Below are 19,467 nucleotides of genomic sequence, written 5' to 3' on the forward strand. Positions count from 1 at the left end.
GGTCAGAGCCACTTGTGCTCGCGATACCAGCGGGCGGTGTCCTTCAGCCCCTTTCGCGGATCGACCTGAGGCATCCAGCGCGCCTGCGGCACCGCCTTACCCGGATCGACCGTCCAGTCGGGATGGACCATGTAGCCGACGCGGTCTGGCGTCAGCTTCGCCTTGCCGCCGCGCAGCATCCGGTCGGCCTTTGCCGCCTTTTCCAGCAGGCCTTGCGTAAGATGCGGGACCCACGGCCGCCGCCCCACCGCCCAGCCGATCGCGCGGCCCCATTCGCGGTGGCTCCAGCCGTTGCGCCGCCCGTCGTCGGGTTCGAAGATGCGGTGGCTGACATCCTCCCCGCCGGGGACCAGCGCCAGCAGCAGCCGCGCGAGGTCATCTACGTGGATCCACGACGCGCGGCCCGGCGGCGGCATCGGGACCACGCCCCATTTCGCCGCCTTGAACATCTCCAGCACCTCGCGGTCGCGCGGCCCGAAAATTCCCGGCGGGCGGACGATCGTCCAGTCCAGCCCGCTCGCCCGCACCTGCCGTTCCGCACGCGCTTTCGATGCGCCGTAGTTCGACAGCTCCGGCGCGCGGGCCGACAGGGAGGAGACGAAGACAAAGCGCTGCACGCCCGCCTTGCGCGCCGCGTCGATCAGGCGGACGGTACCGCGCACGTTCCCTTCTTCGAAACCGGCGGCATCGGGCGCGTTGACGACGCCTGCGACGTGAATCACCGCCTCGCATCCGTCCACGAGGTCGAACAGCGCGGCCTCGTCGGCAAGGTGGCCTGATATCCACCGCACCCCGTCGCGCGGTTTCTGCTTGCTGCGCGTGAGGGCTTGTACCTCGATGCCGCGCCGCGCCGCCTCGTCGAGCAGCGACTGGCCCACGAAGCCGGTCGCACCGGTAATCGCCACCGTCATAGCAGCACCATGTGGTCGCGGTGGATGACAGCGGAGCGCGGCGCGTGGCCCAGTACAGCCTCCAGCGCATCGCTGCGGCGGCCCATGATCGCACGGCAGGCGTTGGCAGCATATTCCGACAGGCCCTTCGCCACTGCCACGCCATCGGGCCCGCTGACTTCGAGCAGGTCGCCGCGGGCGAATTCACCCTCCACGCCGGTTATGCCTGCCGCCAGCAGGCTTTTCCCGCTGCGCAGCGCCTCGACGCATCCGGCATCGACGTTTAGCCGCCCGGCCGCGCGCTGCCTGCCGCCGAGCCAGCTGCGCCGTGCATCGGCATCGCCTTGCGGCACGAACAGCGTGCCCCCGCCCGGCACCAGCGCATCGGCCAGCGGATGGTCGCCCGCGCCTTTCGCGATGACCAGCGCGATCCCGGCCCGCTCGGCGATCTCCGCGGCGCGCAGCTTGGACAGCATTCCGCCCGTGCCGAGGCCGGAACCGCTGCTCGCATCCGCCATGGCAAGGATATCGGGCGTCACGCCCTCGACCCGCTCGATCTTCTCCGCACCAGCCGTGCCCGGAGCGGCGGTGTAGAGCCCGTCCACGTCGCTCAGCAGCACCACGGCCTGCGCCCGAGCCGCCTGCCCGACGCGCGCGGCGAGCCGGTCGTTGTCGCCGAAACGGATTTCCTCCGTCGCGACGCTGTCGTTCTCGTTCACCACCGGCACCGCCCCGCCTTCGATCAGTCTCTGGAGCGTGGCGGAGGCGTTGAGATAGCGCGCGCGATCCTCGAAATCGTCCAGCGACAGCAGCATTTGTGCCGCCACCAGCCCCTTCCGCTCCAGCGCGTCCGCCCATGCCGAGGCCAAGCGGATCTGGCCGACGGCGGCCGCCGCCTGTGCATCGGCAAGATTGCGCTTCGCCTGCGCGAGGCCGAGCCGCGCCGCACCCAGCGCGATCGCGCCGGAAGTCACGACCACCACCGCCTGCCCGCGTGCGCGAAGGCCCGCGATGTCGCCGGCAATCGCCGCCATGAAGCTGGCATCCGGCGCGCCGTTCGCACCGATCAGCAGCGCCGAGCCGATCTTGACGACCACCCGCGCGCAAACCTGCGCATCCTCAAGCTGGGAATGTCCGGTGATCGCCATCGTGCCCCCGCCCCTAGCGGCGCGCGCAGTGGCTGCAAAGCCGCGCGTCAGATCGGCGACCATTCCTCCGGCTCGTCGTCCTCGTTCTCCACGCCTGCGCGCTTCGTTTCGGTGGAGGTTTTGGCCGGGAGGTAACCGATGACCTGGTCCAGCAGCGCCTCTATCCCGGCACCCGTCGCGCCGGAGATGGGAAAGACCCGCTCGGCCCCGGCTTCGACCAGCAGCTTGCCGAAGTCTTCAGCCAGTTCCGCATCCCCCAGGTCGAGCTTGTTGAGCGCGACGAGGCGGGGCTTGTCCTCCAGCCCGGCGCCGTATGCGGCCAGTTCCTCGTCGACGATCTGCATCGCTTCCACCGGGTCTTCGTGGCTCATGTCGATCAGGTGGATCAGCACCCGGCAGCGTTCGATATGGCCGAGGAAGCGGTCGCCGATGCCCGCGCCGTCCGCCGCGCCCTCGATCAGGCCGGGAATGTCCGCCAGCACGAAATCGCGGCCCTTGTGGCGGACCACGCCGAGCTTGGGCACCAGCGTGGTAAAGGCGTATTCGCCGACCTTGGCCCGCGCATTGGTGACCTGGTTGATGAAGGTGGACTTGCCCGCATTGGGCAGGCCGACGAGGCCGACGTCGGCGAGCAGCTTCAGTCGCAGCCAGACCCACATTTCCTGCGCCGGTTCGCCAGGCTGGTGCTGGCGCGGGGCGCGGTTGGTGCTGGTCTTGTAGCTGGCATTGCCGCGCCCGCCCATGCCGCCTTCGAGCAGGGTGATTTCCTGGCCTTCCTCGGTCAGGTCGGCGAGGACGGTTTCCCTGTCATCGTCGAGTATCTGCGTGCCGACCGGAACGTCGATGACGAGATCGGGCGCGCCCGCCCCGGTGCGGTCGCGGCCCTGGCCGTGCATGCCGCGCTTGGCCTTGAAATGCTGGGTGTAGCGGAAGTCGATCAGCGTGTTGAGACCGCCGACCGCGCGGAACACGATGTCGCCGCCTTTGCCGCCGTTGCCGCCGTCCGGCCCGCCGAACTCGACATATTTCTCGCGCCGGAAGCTGACGGCGCCGGGGCCGCCGGCGCCGGATTTCAGATAGATCTTGGCCTGGTCGAGGAAATGCATGGTGTCCCGCCCCTAGGCGCGGGGACCGGCAAGGACAAGCGGCGTCGCCCTATTGCGCCGTGCCGCTCTCGTCCGGAACCGGCTGGACCACCTCGCCGCCGGCGTTCGGGATGACGGTGGGGACGATGGTGGCGTAGACCGCGCCGTATTGCGGGCCATAGACATTGTCCCACGTCACCACGTCGCTCTGGTACTGTTCGAACTCGCCGTAGAAGCGGTCGAACGCCCGCTCGATCTGTGCAAGCTCGGCGGCCGCGAAGCTGGAGATGTCTTCGGGCGGGGCCGCCTGGTAGCGATTGGCCGTATCCAGCAGCGCCTCGCAGAAATAGGTGCGCGCCGGCGGCAGGGCGAAATAGTTGTAGACGCGGGTCGAATGGGTGTCGCGCGTGCGCTTGAAATTGCCGCCGAAGTCGCGGCGGAACTGCGCGTCGAGCTCCGTATTGGCTGCCGACAGCGCGCTTTCGTTGTTCTCCAGCAGCAGGCGGTAGCCCTCACCGATCGGCTGGTACCGGCCGGACAGGCAGTTGAGTGCCGCCACGTTCCAAGCGGAGCGCAGGTTCCACAGCGTCTCGGTCGAAGTGATGCCGGTGTTGATCGTCTGCCGGTTGCCGAGCGCGTCACGCTGCGGGATTTCGGTGTAGGGCGAGGCGCTGAACGGCGGGGTCGGTCGCAGCGGCGGCACGGAGACGAGCGGCGGCGCGGCCAGCTGCGTCGTTTGCAGCACGGGCGGCGGGGCGACGGTGCAGCCGGCCATGGCGAGCGCGATGCCCCCCAGGGAAGCAAGGCGAAGGCGGGCGGCGAAACGGGAAGACATCGGGGCAACCTCTCTCTCGGCGGTCGGTTCACCCGCATGGTATAGCGGCGCGACCTGACCTCGTCATGAAGCCGCATGATGCGCCGGGCAAGGGCAAAAGAAAACCCCGGGCCGCAAGCATGCGACCCGGGGTGTTTTTCGTCTGCTCTGCGTTGCGGATTATTCGCGGGCGGTGCCCATGAAACGCAGCAGGAACAGGAACATGTTGATGAAGTCGAGGTACAGCGTCAGCGCCCCGAGGATCACCGCCTTGCCGGCGAATTCGGTACCGCGCAGGTACTGGTATTCGGTCTTCAGACGCTGCGTATCATAGGCGGTCAGGCCCGCAAAAATCAGCACGCCGAGGGCCGAGATCGCCAGTTCCAGACCGGGCGAACCGATCAGGAAAGCGTTGAGCAGCGATGCGACGATGAGGCCGACGACGCCCATGATGAGGAAGCTGCCCCAACCGGAGATGTCCTTCTTCGTGGTGTACCCGAACAGGCTGAGACCGGCGAAGGCTGCCGCCGTGGCGAAGAAGGTCTGCGCGATCGACGCGCCCGTGTAGATGAGGAAGATCGACGAGAGCGACAGGCCCATCGCGACCGCGAAGCCCCAGAACATCGCCTGCAGCGCCGGCCTGGAGAACTTGTTCGCGCCGAAGCTCATAGCCAGGACGAAGCCGAGCGGTGCCAGCAGCACAACCCAACGAAGGATCCCGCCGCCGAAAATGGCCTGCATTAAAGCTTCCGACGTGGAAGCCAGCATCGCGACGATACCGGTCAGCAGCACGCCGCTGGCCATGTAGTTGTAGATTGACAGCATGTGCTTGCGCAGGCCTTCGTCGAAGGTCACGCGCCCTTCGGTGCGATCGAGGCCCGGCGACACGCCGTAGCCCTGCTGGGCCTGACGGGGGTCGTTCCAGTTTGCCATGTTTGATCCCTTTACGGTTCCGGTCGCCAGAAGGGGGCCGGTTCAAGGGAAATATCGGCATTTTCGCCGCCGATTTCAAGGAAAACCGGAGGAAATCGGTACGCGCCGCTATTAACCCTGTTTGCGCGCCTTTCCAGCCAGATAGGCGCCCCTGTCGCGCGTCTTTCGCAAGGTTTCAGCAAGTAATGCCTCCAGCGCGCCGCCTTCGTCGAGCACGTCGAGACCCGCCTGCGTCATGCCGCCGGGACTGGCGACGCGGGCGGCAAGATCCCGCGGGGACAGGTCGGACCGGGCGGCGAGTGCGCTGGCCCCTTCCATCATTTGCACCGCCAGTCTCTCCGCCTGTTCAGCCTCGAGCCCCAAGTGCTGCGCCGCCGCCGCGATGCCATCGATGATGCGATAGACGAAGCCCGGACCCGATCCGGCAAGCGCGGTGCCGAGGTCGAACTGCGCCTCGTCCGCCAGCCATTCGGCGCTGCCCAGCGCTACCGCGAGCGCCGTTACCTTGTCGCGCCCGGCGGCATCCAGATCGCGGGCGACCAGCACGTTGGGCGACTTGCCAATCGCGCAGGCGAGGTTCGGCATGAAGCGCACCCACGCGCCGGCCGAGGGAGCGGCGTCGGCCAGCGTCCCTAGATCCACCCCGCCCAGCACCGACAGCAGCACCGTGTGCGGATCGCACACCGCATCGATGGCCGGGGCGGCGTCGGCGAGCTGCTGCGGCTTCATCCCGATCACCACGGCATCGAACGGTCCGGCTGGCCATTCGGTCGTGAACCGCGCGCCTTCCGGCGCCGGCTTCGGGCGAGGGTTGTAGATCGTAAAGCGGTCCGCGGGCAGGCCGGCGTGCAGCCAGCCTTCCACCATCGCGCCGGTCATCGCGCCGTATCCCGCGACCAGGATGCGCGCGAAGCCGTCCACCCGGACTAAGCCTCGCCGGCGGGGTCGATCAATGCGGAATCGAGCGCCTCGCGCGGGGATTTCTCGCCCCACAGGGAAAACTGGAACGCGGGATAGAAGCGGTCGCATTCCGCGACGGCGTTCTCCACCAGCGCCTGTGCCTGGCTCAGGTCCAGCATCCCGTCGTCGCCCAGCATCATCGCGTTGCGGTAGAGGATCATCCCGCCTTTCGACCACGTTTCGAAATGGCCGAGCCAGACCTGCTCGTTGATGAGCGAAATGAGCTCGTGCAAGTTTGCGCGGCGGCCCTCCGTGGCCCTGATATCGGGCAGGCAGAGCAGCTGCAGCACGTGGTCTTCCTGCCGCCAGATCGCGCGCAGCTGGTAAGTCGCCCAGCTGCCCTGCACCTCGCCGGTGATTTCGTTCTCCTCGACGAATTCGCACGGCCAGCCGCGCGCTTCGAACAGCTGCGCGAGCATGTCGACCGGGGGCGACTGGTCGACGGTGGTGGCCTGCCTTTGCTGGCGGTCGATCATCGGGCGGATAGTCCTGCGAACCTCATGCAGGGTGACATGGCGCAGGCCCGCCCCGCCGCGCAATCGCGCGGCATCGCGCAGCGGTGCACAACCGTTTTCGCTTGTTCAAACCTTGTGCAAAAGCCGGACCCGCCAGTATCGCGCGGACGGTGTGAGCGGCCTCAGGGAAGCTTGTCGACCGCCTCGCCCTCGGCGCTGGTGAAGCGGAAGCTGTCGATCTCCAACGCCTTCAAATCGCTGACCATTTTGTTAGCTGCGGCGACGCTGTCGAAGGGACCGAAGACGAGGCGGTTGGTCTCGCCCCAGGTGGCGACATAGGCCTCGCGGCCCTTGAGCAAATCGCCGCCCGCACGGCGGATGCGCCGCCAGTCGAAGCGCAGCGCGTCGCGGTCGCGGCCCGTGGCCACCTGCACCCACTGGCGCGAAGGCGCGGCAGGCGGAGGCGGTGCGGCGCGCTCGCGCGGGGGCTGGATAGCGGTGATGTCGACGCCGCCGGTGGGCGCGGCCGGCGCGGCAGCTGCCAGGCGGAAGCTGCTGAACGCCTCGTCCAGCGACGCGGGCTCCTCTGCTACCGCGACAGTCGCGGCCGGATCCGGGTCCCGCGGCGGCACATCGTCGGTAGCAGGCGGCATGTCCGCGCGCACGATCTCGATGGTGGGACGCGGTGTCTCGGCTTCGGTCGGCCCGATCACCTCGTCAGCCTCTTCCTCGATCGCCGCGACAACCGTTTCGGCAGCTGGCTGCGCGGCGGTCTCGACCGGTTGCTGGACAGGCTGCGTCACCGGCGATGCCGCGGGGGCTTGCGCTATCGGAGTTTCCGCAACCGGCGTCCGGGAGATCGGGGGAAGCTCGGCTGTCGCGAGCGCCGGCTGCCGGGCTGGTGGCGGGGTGGCGGCAGGCGCGGGCTGCGCAGGTGCAGGTTCTACCTGCGCGACCGCTGGGCCAAGCTGCGGCCCTTGCGGCTCAAGCCTGCTCGGCGCTTCTTCCCCGCGCTGCGCGGCCAGCGCCCGTTCGTAGCGCGAGCGGGTGGGGTCGGCAGGCGCGAAGGCAACTGCCTCGCTGCGCGGGAAATGGCCGAAATTGGCCGCTGCCGCCTGTTGCGCTGCGGTCAATGCGGGCATTTGCCGCAGGTAAGGCTCGAATCGCGCCGCGGCCGCCGGCGGCTGGAGCGCCTTGACGATGGCCATGGCCTCGTCCGCGCGGCCGGCGATCGCCAGCACGAAGGCCCGGGTGCGGAAGGCGGCGCGATTGCCGCGCTGGAGCAGCGGGAGGAGCGTCGATTCCGCCCCGACGATGTTGCCGTCGATCGCCTGGCTGAGCGCCATACGGCGGCTGACGACCGCGTCCTCGCCGCTCGACAGGGCAGCCCGGTAGGCCTGCTGCGCGCGGGCTGTATCGCCGACCAGATCGTAGGCAAGGCCCCGGTCGCCCCAGTATTTGCCGAGCTGCGCGCCCGATGCCTCGGCGCGTTCAAACAGGGACAGCGACTGGTAGGGATCCTCGGTGCGCACCGCGACCACGGCAAGGCCGAGGAGGATGCGCGCATCGCCGCGAGCGAGCGCCTGGGCGCGGCTGAAATAATCCTGCGCGGCCTCGTCGTCATTGAGGTCGAGCGCGGCGAAGCCGGCCATGCGCAGGGCGTTGAGGTCGCGCGGGTCCTGCGCCAGCCGGCGGGTCGCGGCGCGCAGGCTCTCTTGCGCCTCTTCGGTGGAGGCCGTGTCGGTATAATCCGGCACCTGCGCGTAGGCAGGCGGCGCCATGACGCCAAGAGCGAGCGCGAATGCGCCGAAACACAAGATCAGGCCGGAATGTCCCATAGGTCCGCGTTTATGCAGTACGAATCGCGGCTTGCGAAGGCCTGAACGCCGGCAAATCGCGTGCGCGGGCGGCCCGCAAGCCGCCCGCGTCATGCGTCACTGGTTGTTCTGGCGACCAAGAAAACGCGGGATGTTGATGCCGCCGCCGTCTTTCTTGTCGTCGTCATCGTCCTCGTCATCGGAAGATCCCGATGCGCCCGAACCGCCACCGCGCGACAGGTTGGCCATGCGTTCGAACAGCGTGCTGCCGCCGCCGCTTTCGCCGCCCGAACCGCCCGAGCCTGCGCCGCCGGCGGCTCCACCACCGGATTCCGCGCCCGCTTGGCCGGACCCGGCAACAAGGCCGCGCCTGCGCCCGCCCGGTGCGGGGGGCCGCACGTCCTCGTCCGCCTCGGCAAGGCGGGTCGCGTCGAGGAGCAGTTCGTCGCTGCTCGCCTCGTCGTCGCTGTCGCCCGGGGACGAACCGCCGCTCAGTTCGAGCGGGCCATCGTCGTCGTCCGCTTCCGCGCCGGCGGCAAAGCCGCCATCGCCGGGATTCATGTGCGCCTGATCGGCTGCCGGTTCCTCGACGGGTGCGGGTTCCGCATCGTAGCCGCTCGGCACGCGGGGCGAGGACAGATCCTCGTCCTCGTCGTCCTGCCGCAGGCCTGCCAGCGGATCGACGATATCGTCGACATCGTCCTCGTCTTCTTCATCGTCATAGTCGTAGCCGCCGGTAAGGCCGGAGAAGCCGGACAGCCCGTCGTCGCTATTGCCGGCATCGCTGCTGCCGATGGCGAACTGGTCGTCCTCGTCCTCGCCGTCCGCGGCCATTTCCTCGGCGCTCGGCACCGGCAGGACCGGGGTCTTCGGCCCGCGCGAGGCGCCGAGGTCGACGGGCCGCTGCGAATATTGCGCCGGGGCGACGGTGCCTTCCGCGCTGTCCTCGATCCCCGTGGCGACCACCGACACGCGGATCTTGCCGTCGAGGTCGGGGTTGAAGGCGCTGCCCCAGATGATGTTGGCATCGTTGTCGACGAGTTCGCGGATGTGGTTCGCCGCCTCGTCCACTTCGAGCAGGCGCATGTCCTCCCCGCCGATGATCGAGATGATGACGCCCTTCGCGCCGGCCATGCTGACACCGTCGAGCAGCGGGTTGGCGATGGCGCGTTCGGCGGCTTCGAGCGCGCGGTTGTCGCCCTCGCCCTCGCCCGTGCCCATCATCGCCTTGCCCATTTCCTGCATCACCGAGCGGATGTCGGCGAAATCGAGGTTGATGAGGCCCGGCATCACCATCAGGTCGGTGATCGAGCGCACGCCCTGTTGCAGCACTTCGTCGGCCAGCTGGAACGCCTGCTTGAACGTGGTATCGGGTTTGGCGACCAGGAACAGGTTCTGGTTGGGGATGACGATAAGCGTATCGACGTGCTTCTGCAGTTCCTCGATACCCGCTTCGGCGGCCCGCATGCGGCGCGCACCTTCGAACATGAAGGGCTTGGTCACCACGCCCACGGTCAGCACGCCCATCTTGCGCGCGGCCTCCGCGATCACGGGCGCTGCGCCGGTGCCGGTGCCGCCGCCCATGCCGGACGCGATGAAGACCATGTTCACGCCGTCGAGCAGCCGCTCGACTTCCTCGATCGTCTCTTCGGCCGCCGCACGCCCGACTTCGGGCCGCGATCCTGCGCCCAGGCCCTGGGTAATTTCCGGGCCGAGCTGGATGCGCTGTTCCGCAACCGAGTTGTTCAGCGCCTGCGCGTCGGTGTTGGCGACGACGAAATCGACGCCTTCGATCTGCGCGTCGATCATGTTGGCGATGGCGTTGCCGCCCGCCCCGCCGACACCGATCACGGTGATGCGCGGGCGCAGTTCTTCAACAGAGGGCGGGCCGATATTGATGCTCATATGCGTTCCCTTTCAGGGCTGGACGCGGGGAAATTATGGTTGATGCGGTTGTGACACAAAGCGATTCCGCGCGGGACAGGGGGTAAACCCTTATCCACAGCGGCTTGTGCCCGAAAATCGGCGGCGAAATTCATCAGAAATACTCGCGCATGGCACGCCAAACCTTTCCGGCGAGCGCGGGGAAGCCGATTACGTCCTGCTGCTGGTGCCGCGGACGCAGCACGCGGATGTCGACCGGATCGCGCGCGGCATAGAGCGCAAGGCCCGCCAGCGTGGCGAAAGCGGGCACGCGGTGCGCCTCCGCCAACCCGTCCAGTTCCGGCGGCTTGCCGATCCGCACGGGCGAGCCGAGCGATCCTTGCGCATAGTCGGCGATGCCCGCCAGTTCCGCCCCGCCGCCGGTGATGACGACCTGCCGCCCGCCGGCGCCGGAAAAGCCCATGTCCTTCAGCGCGCGGTCGACTTCTTTCAGCACCCGGTCGAGCTGGTCGGCGATGACCGAGATCAGCTGCGCGCGCGGGATTCGGCCGTGGTCGTCCGCGCCGCGGGCCGGTTCGCCGCCGCGCGGATCGCCGGGGCCGTCCACCGGGATCATCTCGCGGTGGTCGCTGGGGCTGGCGACGGCGCTGCCATAGCGGCACTTCAGCCGCTCCGCCTGGAAACGCTTGATGCCGAAGACAGAGGCGATGGCATCGGTCATGTCGGCAGAGCCGATCGGAATGGACTTTAGGCCCAGCAGCATCCCCGCCGCGAAGACCGAGACATTGGTGACCTGCGCGCCGAATTCGACCAGCGCCACGCCGAGCTCGCGCTCTTCTTCCGACAGGCAGGCAAGCCCGGCAGCGACGGGCGAGCCGACCACGGAGGACACCTCCAGATGCGCGTTCTGCACGCATTCGGTGATGTTGCGGATGGGCGCGCCGTCGGCGAGCATGACGTGGACGTCGACCCCCAGCCGTTCGGCATGCAGGCCGGTGGGATTGGCGACGCCGTGCGCCCCGTCGAGCGTGTAATGCGCGGGCTGCGCGTGCAGGACCATGCGCCCGTCGGGCTCCAGCCCCTCCCGCGCTTCGAGCAGGAGGTGCTCGATATCCTCTTCCTCGATCCGCCGCCCGCCGATGTCGATTTCCACCTGCGCGATGCGGCTGGTGAGCCCTGCGCCCGAGGCACCGATATGGACCTTGCGCACGCTTTGCCCGGCGATCTTTTCTGCCCGCTCCATCGCCTCGCGCACGGCAAAGGTTGCGGCCGCCATGTCGGTGACATAGCCGCGCTTGATCCCCTGGGCCTGCCGGTGGTGGGAGCCGAGTACGAGGATATTGCCGTCCTCCGTCAGCGCGGCGACCATCGCGGCGATGCGGAAACTGCCGATGTTGATGCAGCCGAAAACCTGGTCGAGGCGGGGCGTGTCGCTCATTCGCTGCGGACCTCGCCTTCGCCCGAGGCCAGGCCTTCGCCCTCCCCTTCGCCGCAGCCGGGGCAGCGCATGTAAATGCGTTCCGGCGCGCGCATGTCGAAGCTGGCGACCTTGCCGCCGAGCAGGCGGTTTACCCCGTCCAGCCGGGCGAAGCTCATCAGGGCCTTGGCAGAGGCTTCCTCCCCTTCCGGCAGGGCGAGCACCTGGTCGGTCTTGAACGTGATGTCCCAGCGCCGGTTGCCAACCCACTCGGCCTCCGCCACCTGGGGTTTCAGCGCGGGCGCGGCTTCCAGCAGCGTTGCGAGCGCGGGCACCTGCCGCTGCGCGCCCGGCCCTTCGATCATCAGGTATGGCTTGGCATTGGCGGCGGAAATCGGCTCCAGCGCGTGGCCGGTCGCGTCGATCAGCACCAGCCGGCCGGGCTTGCGCAGAACGGCGTGGGGCACGCGTTCGACGATGTCGATCACCAGCGTATCGGGAAGCTGGCGCGAAACGCGGGCATCCCTGACCCAGTCGAGGTCGAGCAGTTCGGCGCGCAGGGCCTCCACATCGACCAACGGCATCGCCTGGTCCTGTTCGCCCAGCACGCGTTCGTAAACGGTGAGCACATTCATCCGCTCTGTCCCGCGGACTTCCACGTTCTTCACCTCGAAACCGGCATCGCCGGCCAGGCTGGCGAGCTGCTGCTGCGCCATGGCCGGCACCCCGGCGAGGCTGGCCACGAACCATGCAAGCGCCGCCGCGCCGCCCAGGATGATGGCGAGGAACACCCGCTGCAGCTGTTCTTCGGTGAACGGCAGGAAACGGATCGCTGCGCCCATCGCGCCGCTCGCCTGTTTCTTCGTCTGGCGCACGCGGGCCTGCGTGCCCTGCCGCCGCGCAACCTTGCGCGCCCCCGTGCCGCCCCGGCGGATCTTCTGGCTCACGCCGCCCTCCCTTCCAGTGCGGCCGCCACGATCGCTTCGACCAGCGTTGCGTAATCCATGCCGCAATGCTTCGCCTGTTCGGGAACGAGGCTGAGCGGGGTCATGCCCGGCTGGGTGTTGGTTTCCAGCACGAACAGGCCATCCTCGCCCTGCTCGTCGTCCCAGCGGAAGTCCGTGCGGCTGGTGCCCTTGCAGCCCAGCACCGTATGCGCGCGCACCGCGTATTCGCGGCACAGTTCGGCGATCCGGTCGGGGATTTGCGCCGGGCAGATATGCTCGGTCTTCCCGTCGGTGTACTTGTTCTCGTAATCGTAGAAGCCCGATGCGACGACGAGCTCGGTCACGGTCAGCGCCTCCGGCCCGCCTGCACGGTCGATCACCGCGGTGGTCAGTTCGCGCCCGCGGATGAACGGCTCTGCCAGCAGCCGCTCGAAATCCTGCCACGGGCCCTTCGCATCGCGCGCGATGGGATTGCCGTAGTCGCTTTCGTCGGTGACGATGGCCACGCCCACGCTGCTGCCTTCGTTGACGGGCTTGAGCACATAGGGCCGGGCCAGCGGGTCGCCTTGATACAGGGTTTCGCAGTCCACGATCCGGCCGCCCGGCATGGGGATGCCGTGGGGGACCAGCGCCTGCTTGGTCAGTTCCTTGTCGATCGCGATGACAGAGGTGGCGAGGCCCGAGTGCGTGTAGGGCACGCCCATAAGATCGAGCATGCCCTGCACCGTGCCGTCTTCCCCCGGCACACCGTGAAGCGCGTTGAACACGACATCGGGCTTCGCTTCGGCAATACGCGCCGCGACATCGCGGCCCATGTCGATCCGGGTCACCCGGTGGCCGCGCGATTCCAGCGCATCGGCAACGCCGTTGCCGCTCATCAGCGAAACCTCGCGTTCCGCGGCCCAGCCGCCCATCAGGACGGCCACGTGGAGTTTGCCCAAGGTGCTCATGGCCGGCCCACCCGCTTGATCTCCCATTCCAGGGCGACGCCCTGGCTGGCGCGGACGCGGTTGCGCACTTCCTCGCCCAGCCCTTCGATATCGGCGCTGGTCGCATCGCCGGTGTTGATCAGGAAATTGGTGTGCTTCTCGCTCACCTGCGCGCCGCCCAGCGTCAGGCCGCGACAGCCGGCGGCATCGACCAGCTGCCAGGCCTTGCCCCCTTCGGGATTCTTGAACGTGGAGCCGCCCGTCTTGGTGCGCAGGGGCTGCGAATTCTCGCGCTCTTCGGCGATGCGGTCCATCTCCGCTCCGATGGCTTCGGGATCGCCGGGCGTGCCGCGAAAGCGCGCGGCGACCACTACGGCGCCGTCCGGCAAGGCGGAATGGCGATAGGAATAGTCGAGATCGGCAAGCGTCAGGCAATGGCATTGCCCGTCCGCCATCACGACGTCGCAATCGACGAGGATGTCGGCCACCTCGCGCCCGTAAGCGCCGCCGTTCATCCGCACGAAGCCGCCGACCGTGCCGGGAATGCCGCGCAGGAATTCCAGCCCCGCGATGCTCGCATCGCGCGCTTCGGACGCCACGAGGATGCCGTGCGCCCCGCCGCCGCATTCCAGCGTCGTCTCGTCCAGCTGGCGGACCTGTGCGAAAGGCTTGCCGAGCTTGATGACGACGCCGGGGATGCCCCCGTCGCGCACGATCAGGTTGGAGCCAAGGCCGAGCGGCATGACCGGCAGCGAACCGCCCAGCCGGGTAAGGAATTCGCGCAATTCGTCCACGTCCGCAGGCTCGAACAGCCAGTCCGCCGGGCCGCCGGTCTTGAACCAGGTATACTTGGCGAGCGGCGCGTCCTGCCGCAACTTGCCGCGCCATTCTCCCGCAGGCGCAGCGCCCGTGGGGGCCTCGCCCGCATCGGCTTCGGCCGCCATGCCGCTGTCGCCCCACATCCAGTCCTCGCCGGGCTGCATCATGCCGCGCCCCCGAGTTCCTGCGGCAGGGCGGCGGCCCACTTCGTGATGTCGCCCGCGCCGAGGCACACGACCATGTCGCCTTCCTCCAGCGTTTCGGACAGCGTCGCGACCAGTTCCGCCCGGTCCGCAACCGCCTCTGCGGAGCGGTGGCCGCGCGCCTTGATCCCTTCCACCAGCGCATCCTGGTTCACGCCCTCGATGGGATCCTCGCCCGCGGCATAGACCGGGGTCACATAGACGCGGTCGGCGTTGTCGAAGCAGCTCTGGAAATCGTCCATCAGGTCGCCGAGGCGGGAATAGCGGTGCGGCTGCATCACCGCGATGACCCGGCCCTGCGCGGCCTCGCGCGCGGCTTGCAGCACGGCGCGGATTTCGACCGGGTGGTGGGCGTAATCGTCGATGATGGTCGCGCCGCGCGCGGTCCCTGTTTTCGTGAAGCGCCGGCGCACCCCGCCGAACTTGTCGAAACCGTTGCAGATGATGTCGTCGCTGCAACCCATCTCCACCGCGACCGCGATGGCGGCGAGCGCGTTCTGGACATTGTGGCGGCCCGGCATCGGCAGGCGGACGGATTCAATCCGGCGGTCCTCTGCCGCGCGCTGGCGGATGACGACGTCGAACACGCTCGCCCCGCCTTCGGTGCGCAGGTTCACGCCGCAGATGTCGGCTTGCAGCGACAGGCCGTAAGTGATCACCTGCCGGTCGCGCACCTGGCCGATCACCGCTTGCACTTCAGGATGGTCGATGCACAGGATCGCCGCGCCGTAGAACGGCACGTTATGGATGAATTCCACGAACGCCTTCTTCACGCCGTCAAAATCGCCGTAATGGTCAAGGTGTTCGGGATCGATATTGGTGACGACCGCGATCGTCCCGTCGAGGCGCAGGAAACTGCCGTCGCTCTCGTCGGCTTCCACCACCATCCACTCGCTGTCGCCGAGCCGGGCGTTGGAGCCGTATTGTTCGATGATGCCGCCGTTGATGACGGTGGGGTCGATCCCGCCCGCATCGAGCAGCGCGGCGATCATGCTGGTGGTGGTCGTCTTGCCGTGCGTGCCGGCTACCGCGACGGTGGATTTCAGCCGCATCAGTTCCGCCAGCATTTCCGCCCTGCGGACTACCGGCGTGCGATTTTCGAGCGCGGCGGCGACTTCGGGATTGGTGCGCTTTACGGCGGTTGAGGTGACCACCACGGATGCGCCTTCCACGTTTTCCTTCGCATGGCCGATATGCACCGAAATGCCGCGTTCGCGCAGCCGCTCCACGCTCGGCCCTTCGGAAAGGTCGCTCCCCTGCACGGTGTAACCGAGGTTGTGCATGACCTCGGCGATGCCGGACATGCCGATGCCGCCGATGCCGACGAAGTGGACCACGCCGATGTTTGTCGGGACGCCCTTCATCGCGCAGCCTCCCGCGCGGCGCGCTCATTCTGAGCCTGTCGAAGGGCCTGGCCCACGGGTGCGCCCTGCGTGGCCCCGCGGGCGTTGTTGCCGCCGACGCGGATCACGTCCTGCAAGCCCGCCCCGCCGAAGCTTTCGACGAGGTCCGCCAGCGCGATCGCCGCATCGGGCCGCCCGCAATTCCACGCCGCATGGGCCGCATTGGCAAGGGTGGAGGGTTTCATGGCCAGCGCCTGGATCTGTTTCGCCAGTTCCTTGGCCGTGAACTTTTCCTGCCGGATCATCCGCGCGCCGCCCGAGTTCGTCAGCTCGCGCGTATTGGCGGCTTGGTGGTCGTCGGTCGCGATCGGCAGCGGCACGAGAATAGCGGGACGGCCCACGGCGGTCAGTTCCGCAATCGTGCTCGCGCCCGCGCGGCCGATGAAGATATGCGTGTCGGCCAGCCGGTCCTGCATGTCCTCGAAATAGGTGCCGAGCTCTGCCGGGATGCCGTGTTCGGAATAGCGGTGGCGCACCGCGTCCAGATCCTCTGCCCGGCATTGCTGCGTCACTTGCAGCCTTGCGCGCAGCGCGGGGGGCAGCATCGCCAGCCCGTCCGGCACCACTTCGCTCAGCACCCGCGCGCCCTGGCTGCCGCCGGTCACCAGCACCCGCAGCAGGCTTTCCTCCGCGAAATGCGGGAACGGCTTGTCGCGCAGGGAGAGGACCTCGCCGCGTACCGGATTGCCGACGAGGTGGACCTTGCCCGCATATTTGGCATCGAGCCGGTCGACCTTTTCATAGGAGGTCGCAATCGCTTCCACGCCCCGCGCGAAGAAGCGGTTCACCCGGCCGAGCACGGCGTTCTGTTCGTGCAGCACGGCGGGCACGCCGGCGGAGCGCGCAGCCAGCACCGCGGGGAAGGACGGATAGCCACCGAAGCCCACGACCGCCGTCGGCTCAAAGCTTTCGTACAGCCGCTTTGCCATGTTGCGGCCCTGCAGGATCGCCTTGACCCCGCCGACCCACTTCAATGGGTTCTTGCCGATCTTGCCGGCGGGCAGGACATGCGCGGTCAGCGCCTCGGGCTTGCCGGGTATCTTCGCGCCGCGATCGTCGGTGATCAGCGCGACGTGGTGGCCGCGCGCGATCAGCTCCTCCGCCAGTGCGAAAGCGGGGATCAAGTGGCCGCCGGTGCCCCCGGCGGCGAGTACGAAGTGGCGTACGATATCGTTCATCGCGCCCGTCCCTTGGGCAGCAAGGCGCGCCAGTCAAATCTTTCGCGCTGGAGGAACGGGTTCCGGCGGGTGATCGCCAGCAGGGCGCCAACGGTCAGGCAGATCGCGACGGTCGACGATCCACCGTAGGACACCAGCGGCAGCGTCATGCCCTTGGAGGGGAAGAGCTGCAGGTTGACGAGGATGTTGATGAAAGCCTGCCCACCGAACAGCGCAGTCAACCCGGTCGCCGCGAGGATGGTGAACAAATTCTCCTCGTCCATCAGGCGCGACAGGACGCGCAGGATGATGGCGAGGAACAGCACCACGATCACCGCGCAAGCGACAAGGCCGAATTCCTCGCCGATGACCGAAAAGACATAGTCGGTATGCGCTTCGGGCAGGCGCATCTTTTCCGTACCCAGCCGCATGCCGGTGCCCGTCCACCCGCCGCCCAGCAGTGCGCGTTCGGCAAGGTCGACCTGGTCGAATGCGGTGCCGCCGCCAAGGAAGCTGTCGATCCGGTGGCGGGCATTGTCGTAGAAAATATAGGCCGCACTGACCAGCAGCAGGCCGAACCCGCCCAGCCACGCGAGCAATTGCAAGGGAAGGCCGGAAAGGAACACCGCGATAACGAAGACGCCCGCGAACAGCACCGCATCCCCGAAATTGGGCTGCAGCATCAAAAGCAGCGCGACCAGCCCGGTAAGGATGCCGGCAAGAGCCATGACCGGCATCGTCGGATCGCGCAGCCGCCACGACAGGATCCATGCCAGCATGATGGCGAAGGCCGGCTTCAGGAACTCGCTCGGCTGGAAGCGGATGCCCAGGTTGATCCAGCGCTTCGCCCCGTTGACCTCGCTGCCGATGACCGGGACCAGCAGCAGCAGGACGATCATCACCGCGCCCAGCAAGATGCCGCCCTGCCGCACGGTTTTCTGCGGCAACATCGAAATGCCCAGCATCACGCCGACGCCGAGCGCGAGGAAGGCCGCGTGCATCCAGAAAAAGCGCAGCGGCGAAAGCGTAACCTCGGCAGTCGAAAGCCGCGCGGCGCTGGCGGGGGAGCCCGCGGCAACCGCGAACAGGCCGCAGACCATCAGGAGGCCAATCAGACCGAGCAGCACGCGGTCGACCTCGCGCCACCAGATCTTCAGCTCGCTGCGCCAGTTCTTCGGCGGGCTGAATGCGCTGTGCAGCCGTTCGGCGCCGCGTGGCAGGTAGGGTTGGCCGGGGGTCATTCTTCTTCGTCCTGTGCGCAGCGCACCTTGCCGGTTTCCGCCACCGCGTTGACGATGGAGCGGAAGGCCTCGCCGCGCGCCTCGTAATCGCGGAACTGGTCGAAGCTGGCGCAGGCGGGGGACAGCAGCACGACATCGCCGGGTGCCGCCGCGCCGAATGCGCGCCGCGCAGCCTCGCACAGCATCTCGCAATTCTCGACCGGGACCTGCCCGTCCAGCAATTCGGCGAACATCGGCCCGGCCTCCCCAATGGTATAGGCCGCCGCGACATTGCCGAGCTGGTCGGCGCATTCCTCAAGACTGTCGGACTTGGACAGTCCGCCGACGATCCAGTGGACGCGGGGGCGCGGTTCGGGCGGGAACGCCGCCAGCGCCGGTGCGGCGGATGCGGCGTTGGTCGCCTTGCTGTCGTTGACGAATTCCACGCCCTCATGGCGGCCCAGCCGCTCCATCCGGTGCGGCAAGCCCGTGAAGCTGGCGAGACCGGCGGAGATTTCCGCGTCGTTCAGGCCGAGCTCGCGGACGATGGTGATGGCGATGGCCGCGTTCTCGCGATTGTGCGGCCCTTGCAGCGAAGGCCAGCGGTCGGCTTCCGCCTCGAACGCGCCAAGGTCGGCGCACACCGCCCGCCCGTCTGCCCGGCGCGCTGCCGCCCCGTCGCGAATGGCGCGGGTGGACGGATCGCCGCAGCCGAAAGCCGCGAATTGCCCGCTGCCCTGCATCGCGAACAGCCGGCCCTTGGAAAAGGCATATTCCTCGAACCCTGAATAGCGGTCGAGATGGTCGGGGGTGATGTTGGTCAGCCCCGCCGCCTCGCAAGCCAGCGAGCGGGTGAGGTCGATCTGGTAACTCGACAATTCGAGCACGTAGACGCCCGCGCCCCTGTCACCCGGCTGCAAGGGCTCGCGGCTCAGGACCGGCAGGCCGATATTGCCGCCCATCAGCGCGGGCACGCCGGCCTGTTTCAGCAAATGGGTGATGAGCGCGACCGTGGTCGATTTGCCGTTGGTACCGGTGATGCCGACCACGCGGTGCGGCGGCAGATCCGACCGCGCGAGCGCGAACAGCTCGACGTCGCCGATCACCGGCACGCCCGCAGCCGCGGCACGCTCCGCAATCGGGTGGGTGTTCAGCGGCACGCCGGGGGAAACCACGATGCCGTCGAACCCGGCAAGGTCGATCGTGAGCGGATCGGCCAGCACCGCGCGGCCGTCCACCGCCTTACGCGCCTCGTCCTGCCGGTCCCAAGCCGTGACGTGCGCCCCGCTCGCCAGCAGCGTCTCGACCGTGGCGAGGCCCGAGCGGGCAAGGCCGAGAACGGCGTATCGCTTGTCCTTGAAGGCGGTTCCCGTGATCACTCCCGCT

General features: G+C 68.1%; 17 protein-coding genes. All 17 read right to left on the bottom strand.

Going from position 1 to position 19,467, the window contains the following annotated elements; genetic code table 11:
• Positions 1–2: 2 nt before the first annotated feature.
• Positions 3–911: an NAD-dependent epimerase/dehydratase family protein gene (locus tag QQW98_RS02120; protein ID WP_290135912.1), complete on the bottom strand. Its 909-nt coding sequence runs from the start codon at positions 909–911 to the stop codon at positions 3–5.
• A complete protein-coding gene (gene proB, locus QQW98_RS02125) occupies positions 908–2,038 on the bottom strand; it encodes a glutamate 5-kinase (protein ID WP_290136832.1) in 1,131 nt (376 codons plus the stop codon). Before proB ends, QQW98_RS02120 begins: the two co-directional genes overlap by 4 nt.
• A gap of 47 nt (positions 2,039–2,085) precedes the next feature.
• Positions 2,086–3,144 carry a GTPase ObgE gene (gene obgE / locus QQW98_RS02130; RefSeq protein ID WP_290135913.1) on the bottom strand — a complete coding sequence of 353 codons (1,059 nt, stop codon included), beginning with the start codon at positions 3,142–3,144 and terminating at the stop codon, positions 2,086–2,088.
• Between the two features lie 49 nt (positions 3,145–3,193).
• Positions 3,194–3,958, bottom strand: a complete 765-nt coding sequence (locus QQW98_RS02135) for a flagellar basal body L-ring protein FlgH (protein ID WP_290135914.1) — start codon at positions 3,956–3,958, stop codon at positions 3,194–3,196.
• Positions 3,959–4,117: 159 nt separating this feature from the next.
• Complete coding sequence (locus QQW98_RS02140) at positions 4,118–4,870, bottom strand: Bax inhibitor-1/YccA family protein (protein ID WP_290135915.1); 753 nt, start codon at positions 4,868–4,870, stop codon at positions 4,118–4,120.
• Positions 4,871–4,981: 111 nt separating this feature from the next.
• Positions 4,982–5,791, bottom strand: a complete 810-nt coding sequence (locus QQW98_RS02145) for a pyrroline-5-carboxylate reductase family protein (RefSeq protein ID WP_290135916.1) — start codon at positions 5,789–5,791, stop codon at positions 4,982–4,984.
• Between the two features lie 5 nt (positions 5,792–5,796).
• Entirely contained in the window at positions 5,797–6,306 is a 510-nt protein-coding gene (locus QQW98_RS02150; protein ID WP_290135917.1) for a type III secretion system chaperone family protein, read from the bottom strand.
• A 161-nt stretch (positions 6,307–6,467) separates the two neighbouring features.
• Entirely contained in the window at positions 6,468–8,123 is a 1,656-nt protein-coding gene (locus tag QQW98_RS02155) for an SPOR domain-containing protein (protein WP_290135918.1), read from the bottom strand.
• A gap of 96 nt (positions 8,124–8,219) precedes the next feature.
• Entirely contained in the window at positions 8,220–10,007 is a 1,788-nt protein-coding gene (gene ftsZ, locus QQW98_RS02160; RefSeq protein ID WP_290135919.1) for a cell division protein FtsZ, read from the bottom strand.
• Between the two features lie 133 nt (positions 10,008–10,140).
• Entirely contained in the window at positions 10,141–11,424 is a 1,284-nt protein-coding gene (gene ftsA, locus QQW98_RS02165; protein ID WP_290135920.1) for a cell division protein FtsA, read from the bottom strand.
• The gene (locus tag QQW98_RS02170) at positions 11,421–12,350 is read right to left on the bottom strand and encodes a cell division protein FtsQ/DivIB (RefSeq protein WP_290135921.1); all 930 of its coding nucleotides are present in this window, start codon (positions 12,348–12,350) and stop codon (positions 11,421–11,423) included. The genes ftsA and QQW98_RS02170 overlap by 4 nt, the downstream gene beginning before the upstream one ends.
• Positions 12,347–13,300, bottom strand: coding sequence for a D-alanine--D-alanine ligase (locus tag QQW98_RS02175; RefSeq protein ID WP_290135922.1), 954 nt, complete (start codon positions 13,298–13,300; stop codon positions 12,347–12,349). Before QQW98_RS02175 ends, QQW98_RS02170 begins: the two co-directional genes overlap by 4 nt.
• Positions 13,297–14,223 carry a UDP-N-acetylmuramate dehydrogenase gene (gene murB, locus QQW98_RS02180; RefSeq protein WP_290136833.1) on the bottom strand — a complete coding sequence of 309 codons (927 nt, stop codon included), beginning with the start codon at positions 14,221–14,223 and terminating at the stop codon, positions 13,297–13,299. The genes QQW98_RS02175 and murB overlap by 4 nt, the downstream gene beginning before the upstream one ends.
• Before the next feature lie 38 nt (positions 14,224–14,261).
• Positions 14,262–15,665, bottom strand: a complete 1,404-nt coding sequence (murC, locus tag QQW98_RS02185) for a UDP-N-acetylmuramate--L-alanine ligase (RefSeq protein WP_290135923.1) — start codon at positions 15,663–15,665, stop codon at positions 14,262–14,264.
• A complete protein-coding gene (murG, locus tag QQW98_RS02190) occupies positions 15,662–16,882 on the bottom strand; it encodes an undecaprenyldiphospho-muramoylpentapeptide beta-N-acetylglucosaminyltransferase (protein ID WP_290135924.1) in 1,221 nt (406 codons plus the stop codon). The genes murC and murG overlap by 4 nt, the downstream gene beginning before the upstream one ends.
• Positions 16,879–18,102 carry an FtsW/RodA/SpoVE family cell cycle protein gene (locus QQW98_RS02195; RefSeq protein WP_290135925.1) on the bottom strand — a complete coding sequence of 408 codons (1,224 nt, stop codon included), beginning with the start codon at positions 18,100–18,102 and terminating at the stop codon, positions 16,879–16,881. The genes murG and QQW98_RS02195 overlap by 4 nt, the downstream gene beginning before the upstream one ends.
• The gene (gene murD, locus QQW98_RS02200) at positions 18,099–19,460 is read right to left on the bottom strand and encodes a UDP-N-acetylmuramoyl-L-alanine--D-glutamate ligase (protein WP_290135926.1); all 1,362 of its coding nucleotides are present in this window, start codon (positions 19,458–19,460) and stop codon (positions 18,099–18,101) included. Before murD ends, QQW98_RS02195 begins: the two co-directional genes overlap by 4 nt.
• Between the last annotated feature and the right edge of the window lie 7 nt (positions 19,461–19,467).

This window comes from Alteriqipengyuania flavescens, from assembly GCF_030406725.1.
GTDB classification, from domain to species: domain Bacteria; phylum Pseudomonadota; class Alphaproteobacteria; order Sphingomonadales; family Sphingomonadaceae; genus Alteriqipengyuania_B; species Alteriqipengyuania_B flavescens.

Excerpts from the sequence above, each read along its gene's own strand:
- QQW98_RS02120 (WP_290135912.1), bottom strand. The coding sequence starts at position 911 with ATGACGGTGGCGATTACCGGTGCGACCGGCTTCGTGGGCCAGTCGCTG.
- proB (WP_290136832.1), bottom strand. The coding sequence starts at position 2,038 with ATGGCGATCACCGGACATTCCCAGCTTGAGGATGCGCAGGTTTGCGCG.
- obgE (WP_290135913.1), bottom strand. The coding sequence starts at position 3,144 with ATGCATTTCCTCGACCAGGCCAAGATCTATCTGAAATCCGGCGCCGGC.
- QQW98_RS02135 (WP_290135914.1), bottom strand. The coding sequence starts at position 3,958 with ATGTCTTCCCGTTTCGCCGCCCGCCTTCGCCTTGCTTCCCTGGGGGGC.
- QQW98_RS02140 (WP_290135915.1), bottom strand. The coding sequence starts at position 4,870 with ATGGCAAACTGGAACGACCCCCGTCAGGCCCAGCAGGGCTACGGCGTG.
- QQW98_RS02150 (WP_290135917.1), bottom strand. The coding sequence starts at position 6,306 with ATGATCGACCGCCAGCAAAGGCAGGCCACCACCGTCGACCAGTCGCCC.
- QQW98_RS02155 (WP_290135918.1), bottom strand. The coding sequence starts at position 8,123 with ATGGGACATTCCGGCCTGATCTTGTGTTTCGGCGCATTCGCGCTCGCT.
- ftsZ (WP_290135919.1), bottom strand. The coding sequence starts at position 10,007 with ATGAGCATCAATATCGGCCCGCCCTCTGTTGAAGAACTGCGCCCGCGC.
- ftsA (WP_290135920.1), bottom strand. The coding sequence starts at position 11,424 with ATGAGCGACACGCCCCGCCTCGACCAGGTTTTCGGCTGCATCAACATC.
- QQW98_RS02175 (WP_290135922.1), bottom strand. The coding sequence starts at position 13,300 with ATGAGCACCTTGGGCAAACTCCACGTGGCCGTCCTGATGGGCGGCTGG.
- murB (WP_290136833.1), bottom strand. The coding sequence starts at position 14,223 with ATGGCGGCCGAAGCCGATGCGGGCGAGGCCCCCACGGGCGCTGCGCCT.
- murC (WP_290135923.1), bottom strand. The coding sequence starts at position 15,665 with ATGAAGGGCGTCCCGACAAACATCGGCGTGGTCCACTTCGTCGGCATC.
- murG (WP_290135924.1), bottom strand. The coding sequence starts at position 16,882 with ATGAACGATATCGTACGCCACTTCGTACTCGCCGCCGGGGGCACCGGC.
- QQW98_RS02195 (WP_290135925.1), bottom strand. The coding sequence starts at position 18,102 with ATGACCCCCGGCCAACCCTACCTGCCACGCGGCGCCGAACGGCTGCAC.